This window comes from Virgibacillus necropolis (assembly GCF_044793635.1).
Taxonomy (GTDB): Bacteria; Bacillota; Bacilli; order Bacillales; family Amphibacillaceae; genus Virgibacillus_F; species Virgibacillus_F necropolis_A.
The window spans coordinates 325,696-342,533 of sequence record NZ_CP084992.1 but is presented as its reverse complement, the minus strand read 5'-3'; the positions used below and the strand labels follow the sequence as shown (position 1 = coordinate 342,533).

At 34.9% G+C, this 16,838-nt stretch carries 19 protein-coding genes; all 19 read left to right on the top strand.

Annotated features, from left to right (window positions below; all coding sequences use genetic code 11):
* Positions 1-15 precede the first annotated feature (15 nt).
* On the top strand, positions 16-999 hold the full coding sequence (locus LG329_RS01735; RefSeq protein WP_404452866.1) for an asparaginase: 984 nt from the start codon (positions 16-18) through the stop codon (positions 997-999).
* Positions 1,000-1,096: 97 nt separating this feature from the next.
* Positions 1,097-1,768 carry a glutamic-type intramembrane protease PrsW gene (gene prsW, locus LG329_RS01730; protein WP_404452865.1) on the top strand — a complete coding sequence of 224 codons (672 nt, stop codon included), beginning with the start codon at positions 1,097-1,099 and terminating at the stop codon, positions 1,766-1,768.
* Between the two features lie 224 nt (positions 1,769-1,992).
* On the top strand, positions 1,993-2,748 hold the full coding sequence (gene sleB / locus LG329_RS01725; protein WP_404456359.1) for a spore cortex-lytic enzyme: 756 nt from the start codon (positions 1,993-1,995) through the stop codon (positions 2,746-2,748).
* Positions 2,749-2,763: 15 nt separating this feature from the next.
* Positions 2,764-4,107 (top strand): germination protein YpeB, encoded by a 1,344-nt coding sequence (gene ypeB / locus LG329_RS01720; RefSeq protein WP_404452864.1) that lies wholly within the window; start codon positions 2,764-2,766, stop codon positions 4,105-4,107.
* A gap of 90 nt (positions 4,108-4,197) precedes the next feature.
* Positions 4,198-4,857 carry a flagellar brake protein gene (locus tag LG329_RS01715; RefSeq protein ID WP_404452863.1) on the top strand — a complete coding sequence of 220 codons (660 nt, stop codon included), beginning with the start codon at positions 4,198-4,200 and terminating at the stop codon, positions 4,855-4,857.
* Positions 4,858-5,010: 153 nt separating this feature from the next.
* A complete protein-coding gene (gene cmk / locus LG329_RS01710; protein ID WP_404456356.1) occupies positions 5,011-5,691 on the top strand; it encodes a (d)CMP kinase in 681 nt (226 codons plus the stop codon).
* A gap of 12 nt (positions 5,692-5,703) precedes the next feature.
* The gene (locus tag LG329_RS01705) at positions 5,704-6,288 is read left to right on the top strand and encodes a lysophospholipid acyltransferase family protein (protein ID WP_404452862.1); all 585 of its coding nucleotides are present in this window, start codon (positions 5,704-5,706) and stop codon (positions 6,286-6,288) included.
* 95 nt (positions 6,289-6,383) lie between these two features.
* Complete coding sequence (gene rpsA / locus LG329_RS01700) at positions 6,384-7,517, top strand: 30S ribosomal protein S1 (protein ID WP_404452861.1); 1,134 nt, start codon at positions 6,384-6,386, stop codon at positions 7,515-7,517.
* A 111-nt stretch (positions 7,518-7,628) separates the two neighbouring features.
* The gene (locus LG329_RS01695; RefSeq protein WP_404452860.1) at positions 7,629-8,237 is read left to right on the top strand and encodes a hypothetical protein; all 609 of its coding nucleotides are present in this window, start codon (positions 7,629-7,631) and stop codon (positions 8,235-8,237) included.
* A gap of 125 nt (positions 8,238-8,362) precedes the next feature.
* Positions 8,363-9,673: a ribosome biogenesis GTPase Der gene (der, locus tag LG329_RS01690; protein WP_404452859.1), complete on the top strand. Its 1,311-nt coding sequence runs from the start codon at positions 8,363-8,365 to the stop codon at positions 9,671-9,673.
* 14 nt (positions 9,674-9,687) lie between these two features.
* Positions 9,688-10,722 (top strand): NAD(P)H-dependent glycerol-3-phosphate dehydrogenase, encoded by a 1,035-nt coding sequence (locus tag LG329_RS01685; RefSeq protein ID WP_404452858.1) that lies wholly within the window; start codon positions 9,688-9,690, stop codon positions 10,720-10,722.
* A gap of 64 nt (positions 10,723-10,786) precedes the next feature.
* Positions 10,787-11,047 (top strand): stage VI sporulation protein F, encoded by a 261-nt coding sequence (locus LG329_RS01680; RefSeq protein ID WP_404452857.1) that lies wholly within the window; start codon positions 10,787-10,789, stop codon positions 11,045-11,047.
* A 244-nt stretch (positions 11,048-11,291) separates the two neighbouring features.
* Entirely contained in the window at positions 11,292-11,489 is a 198-nt protein-coding gene (locus tag LG329_RS01675; protein ID WP_404452856.1) for a DUF2768 domain-containing protein, read from the top strand.
* A gap of 23 nt (positions 11,490-11,512) precedes the next feature.
* Positions 11,513-12,241: a hypothetical protein gene (locus LG329_RS01670; protein ID WP_404452855.1), complete on the top strand. Its 729-nt coding sequence runs from the start codon at positions 11,513-11,515 to the stop codon at positions 12,239-12,241.
* A gap of 420 nt (positions 12,242-12,661) precedes the next feature.
* On the top strand, positions 12,662-14,140 hold the full coding sequence (spoIVA, locus tag LG329_RS01665; protein WP_404452854.1) for a stage IV sporulation protein A: 1,479 nt from the start codon (positions 12,662-12,664) through the stop codon (positions 14,138-14,140).
* Between the two features lie 445 nt (positions 14,141-14,585).
* Positions 14,586-14,858, top strand: coding sequence for an HU family DNA-binding protein (locus LG329_RS01660; RefSeq protein WP_404452853.1), 273 nt, complete (start codon positions 14,586-14,588; stop codon positions 14,856-14,858).
* 128 nt (positions 14,859-14,986) lie between these two features.
* A complete protein-coding gene (gene mtrB / locus LG329_RS01655) occupies positions 14,987-15,214 on the top strand; it encodes a trp RNA-binding attenuation protein MtrB (RefSeq protein WP_404452852.1) in 228 nt (75 codons plus the stop codon).
* A 100-nt stretch (positions 15,215-15,314) separates the two neighbouring features.
* A complete protein-coding gene (locus tag LG329_RS01650; RefSeq protein ID WP_404452851.1) occupies positions 15,315-16,106 on the top strand; it encodes a heptaprenyl diphosphate synthase component 1 in 792 nt (263 codons plus the stop codon).
* A gap of 3 nt (positions 16,107-16,109) precedes the next feature.
* Positions 16,110-16,829 carry a demethylmenaquinone methyltransferase gene (locus LG329_RS01645; RefSeq protein WP_404452850.1) on the top strand — a complete coding sequence of 240 codons (720 nt, stop codon included), beginning with the start codon at positions 16,110-16,112 and terminating at the stop codon, positions 16,827-16,829.
* Positions 16,830-16,838 lie beyond the last annotated feature (9 nt).

Below are 16,838 nucleotides of genomic sequence, written 5' to 3'. Positions count from 1 at the left end.
GAGGGTGGATTTTACGTGAAAAAAGTAGTGGTTTTAACAACTGGTGGAACAATTGCAAGCAAAAAAAATATCGATTCAGGTTTACTTGAATCGGGTGTTATTGACGGAAATGAATTATTGGAACTATGCGATGTTCCAAGTGATATAGGCATAGATATTGAAGTTGAATCTGTATTCCAGAAAGCAAGTATGCACATAACATATCCCGATTTATTGCTTTTAAAACAAAGGATTGATTTTCATTTAAATAAACCGGAAATCGATGGTGTAGTTATTACGCACGGAACGGATACCTTAGAAGAAACCTCATACTTCCTTAACTTGGTTACGAATCATTCGAAACCTATTGTAGTTACTGGTTCACAACGGTCTCCGAATGAAATAGGTACAGATTCATTTGTGAATATAAAACATTCTATTCTTACTGCTTGCAGTCCGGACTTATACGATGTTGGCGTAGTAGTTGTGTTTAATGAACGAATTTTTCATTCCAAATATGTTAAAAAAGAACATGCATCTAACATACAAGGCTTTAATTCATTTGGCTTTGGTTATATAGGTATTATTGATAATGGATATGTCCATGTACATCAAAAACCAATTACGAATGAATATTTTCAAATAAAAAAAGGATTACCGGAAGTAGATATTATTAAATGTTACATGGATTCGGATGATAAATATATTCGAACTGCAAGGGAATCGGATATCAAGGGTTTAATTATTGAAGGAGTTGGAAGGGGTCAAGTATCACCTAAAATGGTTGATGAAATAAAACGGTGTGTGGAAAAGGGAATTAAAGTTGTTATAACGACATCGGCAGAAGAAGGCGAAGTATACACCACATATGATTATTCAGGTAGTGCATATGATCTATATAAAAATGGTGTAATTTTAGGGAGAGATTACGATAGTAAAAAAGCAAGGATTAAACTCATGGTTGGGCTAGCCAGTGAATATCCTAATATAGAACGGATATATGATCCGTCTTACCACTAAGTTGTTTCTTTCCGCGCTCCCAGTGGTTCACTTTGTATTTTCAACATAACAAGTTAATGTTAGTATTAAACTAACTTATTTGGAATGAGGTTAGACTATGCTTGCCATATTATCAGCTGGTGTTGCACCCGCTTTTGCTTTAATGTCTTTTTTTTATTTGAAGGATCGTTTTACAGAACCATTACATTTAATAATACGTAATTTTATATATGGTGCAATATTAGTATTTCCAATTATGTTTATGCAATATGCATTGCAGACTGAAGGGATTGGCAATGGTGATTTTGTTCAATCTTTTTTTGTGATTGCATTTATGGAAGAGTTCTTTAAATGGTTTATTTTCATTTATACGATATATCATCATACAGCATTTGACGCACATTATGATGGAATTGTATATGCGGTTGCAATAAGTTTAGGATTTGCAACTGTAGAAAATTCCTTATACTTATTATCGAATGGTATTGAATACGCTTTTTCTAGAGCGTTGTTTCCTGTTTCATCTCACGCCTTGTTTGGTGTTATTATGGGTTTTTATTTTGGTCGAGCTAAGATGGAGCCTTCACATAAAAAAATGAATCTAACATTTGCTCTAACTATTCCATTTCTACTACATGGTATCTATAATTATATATTGATTAAAGTTACAAGTGACTGGCTAATTTTATTGATTCCATTTATGATTATTTTGTGGATTATCGCTCTCAGAAGGGTAAAAGTAGCAAATGCGTCGAAATTAAATGCAACACTGCCAAATAAAAATATATAACAAAATCCTTTGTTTACTAAAACGAAGGATTTTTTTAATGTTCTTTTATTTAAAGTTTCGCTTTTGTACTTGAATAACAAAGGCTTTCACCAACAGTCAGTAACTATCTCTGAGTTTTTCTAAGATTTAATGCATAAAAAGGCTACATATTCGAAAAATAGAGTTATGAAGTTCATAAGTTGTCAGGAGGAAAATTAATGCTGCGAAAAATAGGGCTCGTAATTATGATTATATATTGTATGACATTTGTAGCGCAATCGACTAATCCAGATCATTCGGTGTCTGCATTCACCGATCAGGTGATTCAACATGGAGCAGTGGGTGACAATGTTATCGAGTTGCAGTCTAGGTTAAAACATATAGGCTTCTATAATGGTGAAATTGATGGAGTATTTGGATGGGGAACTTATTGGGCATTACGAAACTTTCAGTATGAATTCGGACTTAAAGTTGATGGATTGGCCGGTTTGAAAACTAGACAAAAATTAGTAGAAACAACGGAATATGATTACGGTAATGCTGCTAACAAGAAACAATCAGCAAATAAACAACCAGCAAATAAACAAGGTTCTAAAAAAACAAATAATGCATCTGCTCCAACTGCAATTAATGTACCTGAGGGTTTTTCGCAAAACGATATTCAGTTAATGGCAAATGCGGTTTATGGAGAATCACGAGGGGAACCTTATGTCGGACAGGTCGCAGTGGCTTCTGTAATTTTGAACCGGGTGGAAAGTCCATCATTTCCTAATACAGTATCAGGTGTGATTTTCGAGCCAAGAGCGTTTACTGCCGTTGCTGATGGTCAAATATGGCTAACACCTAATGAAACTGCTAAACAAGCAGTAATTGACGCTATTAATGGATGGGATCCATCCGGAAATGCAATATATTATTTTAATCCGGTTACTGCAACCTCAGATTGGATTTGGTCAAGGCCACAAATTAAAAAAATAGGAAAACATATATTTTGTAAATAGAAAGGTGTGATCACATTGGTTCGATGGATTTTGATAACCATTCTTACAATAGGTGTAGTAGGGGTTGGAGTTTGGGGTTTTCAAGAGCATCAAGAAAAAAATGCAGTCTTGATTCAAGCAGAAAATAACTATCAACGAGCATTTCATGAATTAACCTATCATATGGATTTACTTCATAACAAGATCGGAACCTCTCTGGCGATGAATTCATCAAATAGATTGTCACCACAATTTGTTGAGATTTGGAGGATAACATCGCAGGCATTGTCTGATGTAGGTCAATTACCACTTGCTTTAATTTCGTTTAACAAAACGGAAGAGTTTCTTTCCGAAATTGGAGATTTTACTTATAAGACGGCTGTAAGAGATTTAGACTCAAAGCCGTTGTCAAAAGAGGAAACAAAAAGGTTAGAGGAGTTATACGCACAATCAGGTGAAATAAAAAAAGAATTACGTAAAGTTCAGCATTTAGTGTTAGAAAATAATTTGCGATGGATGGATGTACAACTAGCTCTAGCCTCTTCAGATGAACAATCAGATAACACGATTATTGATGGTTTTGAAACTGTTGAAAAAAAGGTGGAGGGATTTACCGAAAGTAATGTAGATTCTACGCTTATTGGTACCTCATCTGAGGAGCATTCGTATCAATTCTTATCTGGATCCAAAATTAGTAAAAACGAAGCAGCAAAGAAAAGTAAAAACCTGTTTGATATTAATAATGATGCAACTGTTAACGTAACCAAAACAGGTAAGGGCGCCGATATTCCAATGTACAGTATTTCTTATCGTGGAAAAGACAAGAATGCTTATATGGATATGTCGGTACAAGGTGGACATCCCATATCGCTTTTAGTTAATAGACCTATCACACAGAATAATATCAGTTTAAACAAAGGTCTTGAAAATGCATCTGCTTATTTAAAGAAACAAGGTTTTGAGAATATGGTTATTTTTCAAAGCGATGAGTATAGTAATATCGGTGTATATGCATTTCTGTATAAAGATAACGGAGTGCGAGTATACTCTGATGCAATAGAAGTAAAAGTTGCTTTAGATAATGGTGACATTCTAGGATTTAATGCCAGAAACTATTTCATGAATCATAAAAAACGTGATATCCCGTCTCCAGGTATTTCCGAAAAAGAAGCAAAAAAACAAGTGAATCCTAGTGTAAAAATACAGGAACAACACTTAGCTGTCATTGATAATGACATTGGTGAGGAAGTATTAACTTATGAATTTTTGGGAGTCTTAAATAATGAGACATTTCGAATATTCATCAATGCGATGGATGGTACCGAAGAGAAGATAGAAAAGTTAAATGGCACCGAAGTTAATTTAGATTTAGTGTTATAGGGAAAGAATTTTCTTTCCCTTTTTTGAGTTTTCTGTAATAATAGGTATATATATAGTATGGACTATTTGATGGGATAGTGAGGGGATTTTATGGATATCGGAACGTCACTTACACTTTCTGTGACTGACCCACAAACGGGTATAGATACGAAATACCGCTGTAAAGTTATCGAGAAAAATGAACACTATTTGTTTATAGATTATCCTGTAAATGTAAAAACAAAAAGAACAGCGATATTACCAAAAAATACATATATTCAAACATCATACATTGAAAGTAACCAATCGGTATATTCGTTTAACACAAAAGTTATTGCGAAAGTAAATGTGAATATTCCTGCATTAGCAATAAGCATTCCAAGGGAAACAGACATCAAACGAATTCAACGTCGTTCATTTGTACGCATTGAAACTGCTGTTGATGTTTCAATCCATCGTGCTAAGCCCGTTTCAGAGTCTTTTGCGACAGTTACTTCAGATATAAGTGGTGGAGGGATGTCGATTATTCTACCTGTGGATCATACATTAAATGAAAATGATAACTTGGATGTATGGATTGTATTGCAAATGCAAAATGGTCAATATAACTATATATATACACAATCAACGGTAGTACGGGTGATTACAGATAAAGGTAATATACATACAGCCTCTATTAAGTTTGCGACTATTTCTAAGCAAGATCAACAAGTTATAATCCGTTATTGTTTTGAAAAACAACGAGAACTACGAACAAAGGAACTCAAGTAATTAATTGAAAAAGATAAACCACATAATTCTCGTGTATGTTATATTTAGTTATAGGTAATTCACTTTTTCTAACTTGGCATTTGCCAAGTTTTTTTAGTAAAATAGAATAGGACTTAATCTTGTTTTAATTGATGAGAGGAATGAATGGAATTAATGACGGAAAGTAAAATAGCAATAGCAATTGATGGGCCTGCAGCTGCAGGAAAAAGTACAGTGGCTAAATTAGTCGCAAATAAGCTTTCATATATTTATATTGATACTGGTGCAATGTATAGAGCTTTAACATTAAAGGCACTAAAGCAACATGTATCATTAGAAAATGAAGCTGATTTAGCTACGTTACTTAACTCGACAACAATCGAACTTAAACAATCAAATGAGGGACAAAAGGTTTATTTAGATGAACGTGATGTATCATTTGAAATTCGAACACTGGAAGTTACAAATAATGTATCTCATGTTGCAAAGCATGCAAGTGTACGTAGGGATATGGTAAAGCGCCAACAGGCTTTAACTGAAAGACGTGGAGTAGTGATGGATGGAAGAGATATAGGGACTCATGTAATACCAGATGCAGAGGTCAAGATCTTTTTGCATGCGACAGTCGAAGAGCGAGCAAAGCGTCGTCATGATGAAAATATCGAAAAAGGATTTGCCTCTAACATTGAAGAATTAAAAAAAGAAATTGAACAACGTGATTTAATAGACACTAAACGGGAATCTGCACCATTAATTAAAGCAGATGATGCAATTGAAATTGACACAACTTCTTTATCCATTGATGATGTAGCTGATCAAATATTAGGTGAAGCGTTAAAAGTGTTGGGAAGGTGAAGGGGATAGAATATGAGTCTTTATATATTTGCGAGAACAGTCGTAGCTATAGTATTTTTTCCTTTATACCGAATACGGGTTATTGGGAAAGAAAATGTCCCTGAAAATGGACCGGTTATTATATGTTCAAACCATATCTCTAATTTTGATCCCCCAGTAGTTGGAATCACCTCACCTCGGGATATTTATTTTATGGCGAAAGGTGAACTATTCGAAAAGCCAGTTCTTAAAACATTGCTACCTGGAATACAGGCCTTTCCTGTGAAACGAGGATTGAGTGATCGAAATGCATTACGAAAGGGATTAGAGATTTTAAAAAATGGAAATGTATTAGGACTTTTCCCAGAGGGTACTAGAAGTAAAACAGGTAAGATAGGTAAGCCCCTGGCTGGTGCTGGGTTTTTCGCATTACGTTCACAAGCAACAATTGTTCCATGTGCGATTATCGGTCCGTATAAACCGTTTAGAAGACTGACTGTTATCTATGGGAAGCCAGTTGATATGGCGTATTATCGAGAAAATAAAATTTCAGCAAATGATACTGCCGTTGCAATAATGTCAGAAGTTGAAAACCTAATAAAAAATCATACGGAATAGACTGCTTTACTTGACAAATAATTGTAAATATTAGAAGTTATAAAAAAGAATGTTTTACATATGTTGTTTTATGTATTATAAGGAGGCTTTTTAGGATGAGTGAATCAGGAAATGAAATGATGAAAGTAAATGTTGGTGATACAGTCACAGGAACTGTTGTAAAAGTTGAAGATAAACAAGTTCTTGTTGATATTGGCTATAAAACTGAGGGGATTGTTCCAATCGGTGAATTATCCAACCTTCATATTGAGGTTTCCGGTGATATCGTTAATGTGGGAGATCAGCTTACATTAATGGTGAAAAAAATGGATGATGATGAAATTGTACTTTCAAAAAAAGCAGTAGATTCAGATAAGGCATGGGTAGAACTTGAAGAAAAGTATAAGAATGATGTACTATTTGATACCGAAATAAAAGAAGTAGTAAAAGGTGGGCTGGTTGTTGATGTCGGACTCAGAGGATTTATTCCTGCTTCACTAGTTGAAACATATTATGTAGAAGATTTTTCGGATTATCTAAATAAGACGTTAAGTGTGAAGATTGTCGACTTAGACCGAGAGCAGAATCGTGTAATATTATCCCATCGCGCAGTTACAGAAGAAGAATCAGCTTCACAAAAACAAGAAATTTTACAGTCATTGGAAGAGGGACAAGTACTAGAAGGTACTGTTCAACGAATGACAAATTTTGGGGTTTTTGTAGACATTGGTGGCATAGATGGATTGGTTCACATATCACAACTATCTCATCAACATGTTGAGAAAGCTTCAGATGTTGTTTCAGAAGGACAAGAAATAAAAGTAGTTGTTCTATCCGTAGACCGTGATAATGAACGAATTTCCTTATCTCATAAGAAAACGTTGGCAGGTCCATGGACGGATATTGAAAAGAAAGTGTCCCGTGGCGATATTTTGGAGGGAACAGTTAGGCGACTTGTTAATTTTGGTGCATTTATCGAAGTCCAGCCGGGTGTAGAAGGTTTGGTTCATATTTCACAAATAGCTAATCGCCATATTGGTACTCCACAAGAGGTATTAGAAATAGGTCAAAAAATAGAAGTTAAGGTACTTGACATTAATGAAAAAGAACAACGAATGTCATTAAGTATTAAAGAAATTGAACAAGAACAGGCTGCTGCCGAATATAAGAAATATGAAAAAGATGATGAACAATCAAGTTTCCAATTAGGTGATATGATTGGGGACAAGCTCGATAAATATAAAAATTAATTGAAAGTTGATGGAACGTAACCCCTTTCAAAGATGGGGTTACGTTTTTTTAGTGCTGTTTTTCGTTTAAATTTGTCAGTAATTTGTCATACTTAGAGATAGGTGATGAACATGACAAGTGGTTTACTATTTTATTGGTTCAGTTGGTTATTGTGGATTTATGTTACATTTGTGATGAAAAAAGGGAAGGGAAGGACGTTATTTGCGTTCTGGATACTTCTTATTATAAATGGTTCATCCATTTATATAACCATTTTGGATTATAAATTTGCAATATCCTACTTATTTTTGGCCATTGGTTCTTTAGTCATGCTTGCAAACAGCAGGCGTTTAATTTATCACTTGTTTTCATCATTAACGATCATGATATTATATATGGCGATTATGTTATGGGAAAATTATTTTCCAATTTGGATGATGGTTTCTAAAATATTTATTTCTCCTTTGATAATTGTTTTTATTATTGTACTTATTTCTAAAGGTTTCTATAGCAGGGTTTCCATTGCTTTGTTAGGAATTAGTAGTGGGGAAACAATGTATAGTTTTATTTTATCTAGTTATGCGATAAGGGAACCCATTGGTGGGTATGTATTTTTTGATAGTGTGATGATTATTGTTTTCTTATTCGTAGGGATAGAAGTTGCGAATACCTTGAGGGTAAAAATCAGATCTATCCTTCATGTATATAAAAAATCTTTTCATATATTAACAGAAGAATAATGTTGGATAAACAGTTGAGTCGACATGAAAACAATTGTTTATATCAGGTTCTTTTGCTAGAATATATAAAAGTTATAACAAAGTACGATTTAAAATTTTGGTAAAAGAGAAAGGATGTTCCTTTCATGAGGAAATCTGTAGTAGCAATTGTAGGAAGACCTAACGTTGGTAAATCAACCATTTTTAATAGATTAGTTGGAGAGCGTATATCAATCGTTGAAGATATTCCAGGTGTAACAAGAGACCGTATTTATGCAGAAGGGGATTGGTTAACATCAACCTTTAATGTAATTGATACAGGCGGTATTGAAATTGGTGATGAGCCTTTATTAGTTCAAATGCGTTATCAAGCAGAAGTGGCTATTGATGAGGCTGATGTTATTATTTTCTTAGTTAATGGTAGGGAAGGAATAACAGCTGCAGATGAAGAAGTGGCAAAACTTTTGTATAAATCGAACAAACCGATTGTACTCGGTATAAACAAAATTGATAATCCAGAAATGCGGGAAAGAATCTATGAATTTTATTCACTTGGATTTGGAGAACCATACCCAATATCGGGGGCTCATGGGCTCGGATTAGGTGATTTATTAGATGAAGTGGTTAGAAACTTTCCAGAGCTAGAGACAGATGTTGTAGATGAAGACACAGTTTATTTCAGTCTAATAGGTCGCCCAAATGTAGGTAAATCATCATTAGTTAATGCATTACTAAATGAAGACCGTGTTATTGTAAGTGAAATCGAAGGTACCACACGTGATGCAATTGATACTCATTTGCATAAAGACGATCAGGATTTTGTTATCATTGACACAGCGGGGATGAGAAAGCGCGGAAAAGTGTATGAGACAACAGAAAAATATAGTGTATTACGTGCCTTAAAGGCAATTGAGCGTTCTGATGTTGTTCTAGTATTAATTGATGCAGAAACCGGGATTCGCGAGCAGGATAAAAAGATTGCTGGCTACGCGCATGAAGCTGGTCGTTCAATAATTATCGTGGTTAATAAATGGGATACCGTTGCTTCAGATGAAAAAGCAATGCGGGAGTTTGAAGAAAAGGTCCGCGCTCATTTCTTATTCTTGGATTACGCACCTATTGTTTTCTTGTCGGCCAAAACTAAAAAACGGATACACACGTTAATACCTGCAATTAAAGTGGCAAGTGAAAACCATTCAAAACGAGTAGCGACTAACGTATTAAACGATGTAATTATGGATGCAATAGCAATGAATCCAACACCGACACTAAAAGGAAAGCGTTTAAAGGTTTTATATGGTACTCAGGTTGCCGTGAAACCACCAAGCTTTGTAATTTTTGTAAATGACCCAGAATTAATGCATTTTTCTTATAAACGATTCTTAGAAAATAAAATTAGAGAAGCATTTGGATTTGTTGGAACACCGATTAAAATCTTTGCAAGAAGAAGACAGTAAAGGAGAGACTAATTTTGAGTAAAGTAGCTGTATTAGGAGCTGGAAGCTGGGGTACTGCGTTAAGTATCGTACTAGCTGATAACGGTCATGATGTTCGTTTATGGACACATCGTACGGAACAAGCAGATATTATTAATTCCACGCATAAAAATGAAAAATATCTTGAAATAATGATTCCAAAGCAAATTAAAGCTTATGACGATTTAGCCAAGGCTGTTGAAGGTGTTTCAGCAGTTGTAGTTGTTGTACCTTCGAAAGCTATCCGTGATGTATGTGCTAAGCTAAATAAATATATTTCACAAGATATAGCAATCGTTCACGCATCAAAGGGAGTTGAACCAGAGTCATTAAAAAGGGTTTCTGAAATGATGAGTGAAGAAATGACGAACTATGCTTATGATGACATTGTTGTTTTATCAGGTCCTAGTCATGCCGAGGAGGTTGGAAAACGTCAACCAACTACAGTTACTGTTTCATCTTTGAATGAAAATAAGGCAGAAATAATTCAGGATTTATTTATCAATGAGGCATTTCGCGTATATACAAGTCCAGATATTTTAGGTGTTGAATTAGGTGGGGCACTTAAGAATATTATTGCCCTTGGAGCTGGTATTTCTGATGGTCTAGGATATGGTGATAATGCTAAAGCTGCATTAATAACGCGAGGATTAGCAGAAATTGCCAGATTAGGCACTTCTCTTGGGGCGAATCCGCTTACATTCTTAGGTTTACCAGGTGTTGGTGACCTGATTGTTACTTGTACAAGCGTTCATAGCCGAAATTGGCGTGCTGGTAATTTATTAGGAAAAGGAAGAAAACTGGATGAAGTTTTAGATCAAATGGGGATGGTAGTAGAAGGAGTAAGAACAACTAATGCGGCTCACCAATTTGCTAAAAAACAACAAATCGAGATGCCGATTACAAATGGGATCTATAGGATCTTATTTGAAGGTGAGAAGCCTAAAACAGTAGTTGACCAACTGATGAACCGATCAAAACGAGAAGAAATGGATGATTTAGCTGTTTTACTAAGCAAGAAGTATTCTTAAGTAGCACATGAGTCATTTCCCTTGCATATACTATTTTGACTAAACATTGCAAGGAGGAAAGCGTGTGAGTAATTTTAAGGATAATCTTTTTAATAATATACAAAAGAAATCTAATATCAAGCAGGATGATATTTATAAAGTTGCTGATTCGGTGAAGCATGCCAATTTTTCTGATGAAAAAACAGTAAGGAATCTTGTTAGGCAGCTTGCACGAATGGCAAATAAACCAATATCTAAAGAAAAAGAGGATAAAATTGTACAATCTATAACTAAAAACAATATGCCGATGGATATGCAATCGTTAAATAAACTTTTTAAAAAGTAGATTTTATAGGCAAGTGATGATACAAAAAATCGCTTGCTCGCATAAAATAAATCGCACAAGCATTCATGGATAAAGTTGCTGAGGATATTATTTAGTCAAACTGAGATGGGGCCAGCCCTCTTCATCTCGGTTTTTATTTGTTTAATTTTAGTCACAAATGCGTGACCAATTTACTATTGAACACCACTTCCGTATGTTATAATACGATTGGCAATCAATAACCGTAATAGTAGGAGGAAACGATATGTCGACTTCCATGCTGAAAATGTATATATCTTTTGTTGGTATGGGTCTTTTAATTATAGCAATTGGCCTAATTTTACTTAGTAGATATAAATTAAAAGGATGGCTTTCTGGTATTGTAGCAACAATCGCATACATTAGCTTGATATTAGGTAGTATCATTATATTTTATATTGTTTTAAGTGGACCAACCGGGTAAATAGTGTGTAGGAGGATTTAAACATGAATAATACATATGTACGTGCCATTGGTGCTGTGTTCATGATTTTTTTACTTAGCGGTTGTTTATATCCCGAAAGTGAATTATCTAAAAATCAAGTACCAAATAAGCTTCAATTGAAAACAGTTCAATCAGCAGTAGATACATATAGCGAGAAAACACAAGGATTAGTTCCGATTAAAACGGCAGAAAAGGATACACCCATATTTCGTAAATACTTAATTGATTTCAGTGCACTGAAGCAAAAAGGTATATTGGCCGAAATACCAGGAACAGCCTATGAAAATGGTGGGATTTATCAATATGCATTACTTACACCGGAACAAAACCCGCGTGTGAAGTTGATTGATTTGAGAGTATCAGATGCACTTCGAGAAGTGGGAGTTAAATTACAAATATACAGGAATGAGTATCTATATCCACCATTTGGTCAGCCTATTACAAATAATTTATATAAGATAGATTATAAAAAGCTTGGCTTTGAACATGAACCATACGTTGTTAGTCCTTATTCACAAAAAAACCTGCCCATCATAATGGATACAGACGGAAATTTGTATGTAGATTATCGAGCTGATTTATATGAGGCGCTAAAAAAATACGATCATCAATATAAAACGGGTGATGATATTCGCTATATTTTAGCGGAGAATACGCCATTTCTACCAGTGTATTCCTATCCATACACAGTAAAAAATGGAGAACCAGTTTATATGAGTCCAAAAGAATAAAATGTTCATAATTAACCCCTTGAAGCATAGATTGCTAAAAGGGGTTATTTTTATTTTACGTGAGTCAATTTTTTGTACATTAGGTTAGGTTATAAACTTTAACACTGTGAATAACTGACGGGCACAACCAGCTGCGTCCAGCTTCAGTGCCCATTGCCTAGTGACCTTCCTGCTTCTCGTAAACTCGGCGCAATAAACATGGCACCTCTTTACGATAAGTCTACATCGAACTACCCACGATGCGTCGGCACAGGTCATACGGTAATAAACGGGCACTTACGCTTTTTTACATTACAACATACATAATAACTTTTTAATGATTTAAGTCATAATTTGATAGGACAACATCATAGACTTGTAATGTCAATTATACGTATGTTGTTCATGATTAATTGGTTAAGGAAATTGGGAGGGGATCGTTTGGAAAAAATTGATATCTTTAAAGATATTTCGAAACGGACAAACGGAGATATTTATTTAGGTGTTGTGGGAGCGGTTAGGACAGGTAAATCAACTTTCATAAAGAAATTTATGGAATTGGTTGTATTACCGAGTATCCAAGAAGAAAATGACCGTTCAAGAGCGCAGGATGAACTGCCACAGAGTGCTGCCGGCAAGACAATTATGACCACAGAGCCTAAATTTATCCCGAATCAAGCTGTAAGTATTGAAGTGGATGAAGGTCTAGACGTTAATGTTAGGCTTGTGGACTGTGTAGGGTATGCAGTTAATAGCGCAAAAGGATACGAGGATGAAGATGGCCCTAGAATGATCCACACTCCATGGTATGAGGATCCAATACCATTTCATGATGCTGCAGAGATCGGAACGAGAAAGGTGATACAAGAACACTCTACTATAGGTGTAGTTGTTACAACAGATGGTACATTTGGTGAAATAGCACGCAATGACTTTGTGGATGCTGAATCCCAGGTAGTAGAGGAGTTAAAAGAAGTTGGAAAACCATTTATAATGGTTGTAAATTCACTTAGACCAACTAGTCAAGAAACGGAACTCTTACGACAAGATCTAATTGACAAGCATGATATTCCAGTGTTAGCAATGAACATCGAGACAATGACAGAGCATGATGTAAACAATGTTCTACGTGAAGCATTATACGAGTTTCCAGTTTTAGAGGTAAATGTAAATCTTCCAAGCTGGGTAATGGTGCTAAATGAGGACCACTGGCTGCGAGCGAATTATCAAGAAGCCATCCAAGATACTGTTAAAAGTATTAAACGACTGCGAGATGTAGATCATATTGTTGGGAATTTTGATGGATATGAATATATCGAGAAAGCTAATTTAGCTGGTATGGAACTTGGAGATGGTGTTGCTGAAATTGATTTACATGCTCCAGAATATTTGTATGATCAAATTTTAAAAGAAATTGTAGGGGAAGAGATTAGAGGTAAAGATCATTTGTTGGAATTAATGCAAGATTTTGCTCACGCAAAACGAGAATATGATCATGTATCAGGTGCTTTGAAAATGGTGAAACAAACTGGTTACGGTATAGCAGCCCCAACACTTGAAGATATGGAACTTGATGAACCAGAAATAATCCGGCAAGGGTCCAGGTTTGGTGTCAGACTAAAGGCTGTCGCTCCATCGATTCATATGATAAAGGTTGAGGTAGAATCTGAATTTGCTCCTATTATCGGAACTGAGAAGCAAAGTGAAGAACTAGTAAGATACTTGATGCAGGACTTTGAAGAAGATCCATTATCAATATGGGAGTCGGATATTTTTGGAAGGTCACTTAGTTCCATCGTAAGAGAAGGGATACAAGCAAAAATTGCATTGATGCCTGAAAATGCACGATATAAATTAAAAGATACATTAGAACGGATCATAAACGAGGGTTCTGGTGGTCTTATAGCAATAATCCTGTAGCAGCGCAATTTGGCTGCTATTTTTTTTGTTTTTAAAAACACTGAATCTAACACATCGTGGTATATGATCACCCTAAAAAAACCTAGTAATTAAAAAAAAATCACTATGAACAGCAGGAAAAGAGTAGTTTGTGTCGTATATATCTTATAGGCAAAAAATTTTGTTATTGAAAAGCGCGTTGATCAAGGTTTAACAACGGCTTGAGCAAATTTACATTAAATGGAATTTTTTTTCGTATTTAATGGTAAATATGGGCTAAATAGCAAATAAATATCGAGAAATTGCGTACTTATTGTTGAATTTTAAGGCAATCTCGGTTAATATAAGCCTTGTCAGACAGAAAATGTTGGCACAAAGTATAATTGTTGGCAAATTGGTCAAATAATGAGATAAACATTATTTTATCCAATGTCGAATGAAACATTTTTGGGAGGAGGTGAATGTCATGAATAAAACAGACTTAGTAAATGCGGTTGCTGAAAAAAGCGAACTTTCTAAGAAAGATGCTACCAAAGCTGTAGACGCAGTTTTTGAATCTGTCATGGATTCACTTAAAAGTGGTGAGAAAGTTCAATTAATCGGATTTGGGAATTTTGAAGTACGTGAGCGTTCAGCTCGTAAAGGTCGTAATCCACAAACTGGAGAAGAGATCGAAATTCCTGCAAGTAAAGTACCTGCTTTCAAACCAGGTAAAGCCCTAAAAGAAAGTGTTAAGTAATATTTCTACTTTTACATAGGGTAAAAAGGGTGCGTACATTCGCATCCTTTTTTTAATTTATCTTTTAATCGTTAACACACTAACTGAATTAAGTGATAGTATAAAGACATAAAATGAGGAGGGTTCTTATGGGTAACGCAGTAGATAAGAATGATTTTTTTGTTATTAAAGCATTGGAAGATGGTGTGAATGTAATTGGTTTAACTCGTGGTTCTGACACCCGATTTCATCATTCTGAAAAGCTTGATCGTAACGAGGTCATGATTGCACAGTTTACAGAACATACCTCTGCAGTTAAAGTAAGGGGTAAAGCAATCATACAAACAAGTCATGGTGAAATTAGTAATGACGAATAAGCTGACTGGAATACATTGTGTTTGCTATGATTGGTCATGTAAAGTGTGCTATAATATCAAATGTGAATAAAGTATGTATGAAAAGGTTTAGGTGATTATGTTGCCAACTTCTAGTGTGGAGATTAATAAGCTCCGATCATTGATTGAAGAAAAAATACAACACGTTTATGTAGATAAAACTATTCAAAAGCCTGCAATCGATGATATTAAATTAGCACTTTTATATACCATCATGAAGCAATCTAATTTGCCACAGCCAAAGATAGAGCAATATATATTATCTACTATATTTGTACAGATGGCCTTAGACACACATGAAATAGTCCCAATTAAAAATAATAAAAATGAAAGCAGTTCAGAGCAACGGAAGCGTCAACTTAAGGTCTTGGCTGGTGATTACTACAGTGGTTTGTTTTATTCGCTGCTTTCCGATACAGAAGACTTTGAAGTTATACATATTCTTGCAGCTGCGATTAGGGAAATAAATGAATATAAAATGAGCTTTTTTTATAATCAGCTAAATTCGGTTGAAGAAGCAATTGATTTATTGATGAAAATTGAGTCATTACTAATCTCGCGTATGCTTAATCAAGTTCAAGTAATAACAGATCCAGCACTTATTGAGAACATTATTATTTTAAATATCCTATTACGTGAGAAGCATTTGTTTATAAGTAATGAAAGTTCACCGGTATTTGAGAACCTATTGATATTCAGTGGCAATGAGCGGGATTTACGTGATAAATTGGATCAAATCATTGAAGGAAAAATCAAGTCTATTGAAGAATATATTACTCGGATTCCAATTCAGTATGTGACATTAAAAAATGATGTAACAAGAATTTTAGGGGACATGCTTGAAAATAACACTTCAATCGCAAAAGAAGGGTGAACAATGCGACAGCAATCAAAAGAAGAACGTGTACATCATGTATTTGAGAAAATTTATTCGAATTACGATTCTATGAATTCTATCATATCATTTCAACGACATATAGCTTGGCGAAAAGATGTTATGACTCGCATGCAGGTGGCTAAAAAATCCAAAGCACTGGATATATGCTGCGGAACAGGAGACTGGGCCATTGCAATTGCGAACGAGTCAGGTACAGATGGTAAGGTATATGGACTTGATTTTAGTCATAATATGTTATCTGTAGCAAAGGAGAAACAAGCTGATCTAGATTTACAACAACTTGAATTTATTCAAGGTAACGCAATGGAACTGCCATTTGAGGATAATTCATTTGATTATGTTACCATTGGTTTCGGATTACGGAACGTTCCTGATTACATGACTGTATTAAAAGAAATGTACCGTGTTGTAAAGCCGGGTGGAAAAGTAGTTTGTTTAGAAACATCACAACCTACATTGATTGGGTTTAGACAGCTCTACTATCTGTATTTTCGATTTGTAATGCCCTTATTTGGAAGATTAATTGCAAATAGCTATAAAGAATACGCATGGTTACATGAATCTGCTAAGGACTTCCCTGACAAAAAAGAACTTCAAAAAATGTTCTTCCAAGCAGGTTTTTCTCATGTTCGAGTGAAAAGTTATACAGGCGGTGTGGCAGCTATGCATATGGGATTTAAAGAAAAAAATAATGAATAAAAGTCCGCG

Bases quoted from the DNA above. Each gene is read 5' to 3' on its own strand.
- mtrB (WP_404452852.1), top strand. From the start codon at position 14,987: ATGGGTAACGCAGTAGATAAGAATGATTTTTTTGTTATTAAAGCATTG.
- sleB (WP_404456359.1), top strand. From the start codon at position 1,993: ATGATTATATATTGTATGACATTTGTAGCGCAATCGACTAATCCAGAT.
- der (WP_404452859.1), top strand. From the start codon at position 8,363: ATGAGGAAATCTGTAGTAGCAATTGTAGGAAGACCTAACGTTGGTAAA.
- LG329_RS01675 (WP_404452856.1), top strand. From the start codon at position 11,292: ATGTCGACTTCCATGCTGAAAATGTATATATCTTTTGTTGGTATGGGT.
- LG329_RS01705 (WP_404452862.1), top strand. From the start codon at position 5,704: ATGAGTCTTTATATATTTGCGAGAACAGTCGTAGCTATAGTATTTTTT.
- LG329_RS01670 (WP_404452855.1), top strand. From the start codon at position 11,513: ATGAATAATACATATGTACGTGCCATTGGTGCTGTGTTCATGATTTTT.
- cmk (WP_404456356.1), top strand. From the start codon at position 5,011: ATGACGGAAAGTAAAATAGCAATAGCAATTGATGGGCCTGCAGCTGCA.
- rpsA (WP_404452861.1), top strand. From the start codon at position 6,384: ATGAGTGAATCAGGAAATGAAATGATGAAAGTAAATGTTGGTGATACA.
- LG329_RS01695 (WP_404452860.1), top strand. From the start codon at position 7,629: ATGACAAGTGGTTTACTATTTTATTGGTTCAGTTGGTTATTGTGGATT.
- LG329_RS01715 (WP_404452863.1), top strand. From the start codon at position 4,198: ATGGATATCGGAACGTCACTTACACTTTCTGTGACTGACCCACAAACG.
- LG329_RS01645 (WP_404452850.1), top strand. From the start codon at position 16,110: ATGCGACAGCAATCAAAAGAAGAACGTGTACATCATGTATTTGAGAAA.
- prsW (WP_404452865.1), top strand. From the start codon at position 1,097: ATGCTTGCCATATTATCAGCTGGTGTTGCACCCGCTTTTGCTTTAATG.
- LG329_RS01660 (WP_404452853.1), top strand. From the start codon at position 14,586: ATGAATAAAACAGACTTAGTAAATGCGGTTGCTGAAAAAAGCGAACTT.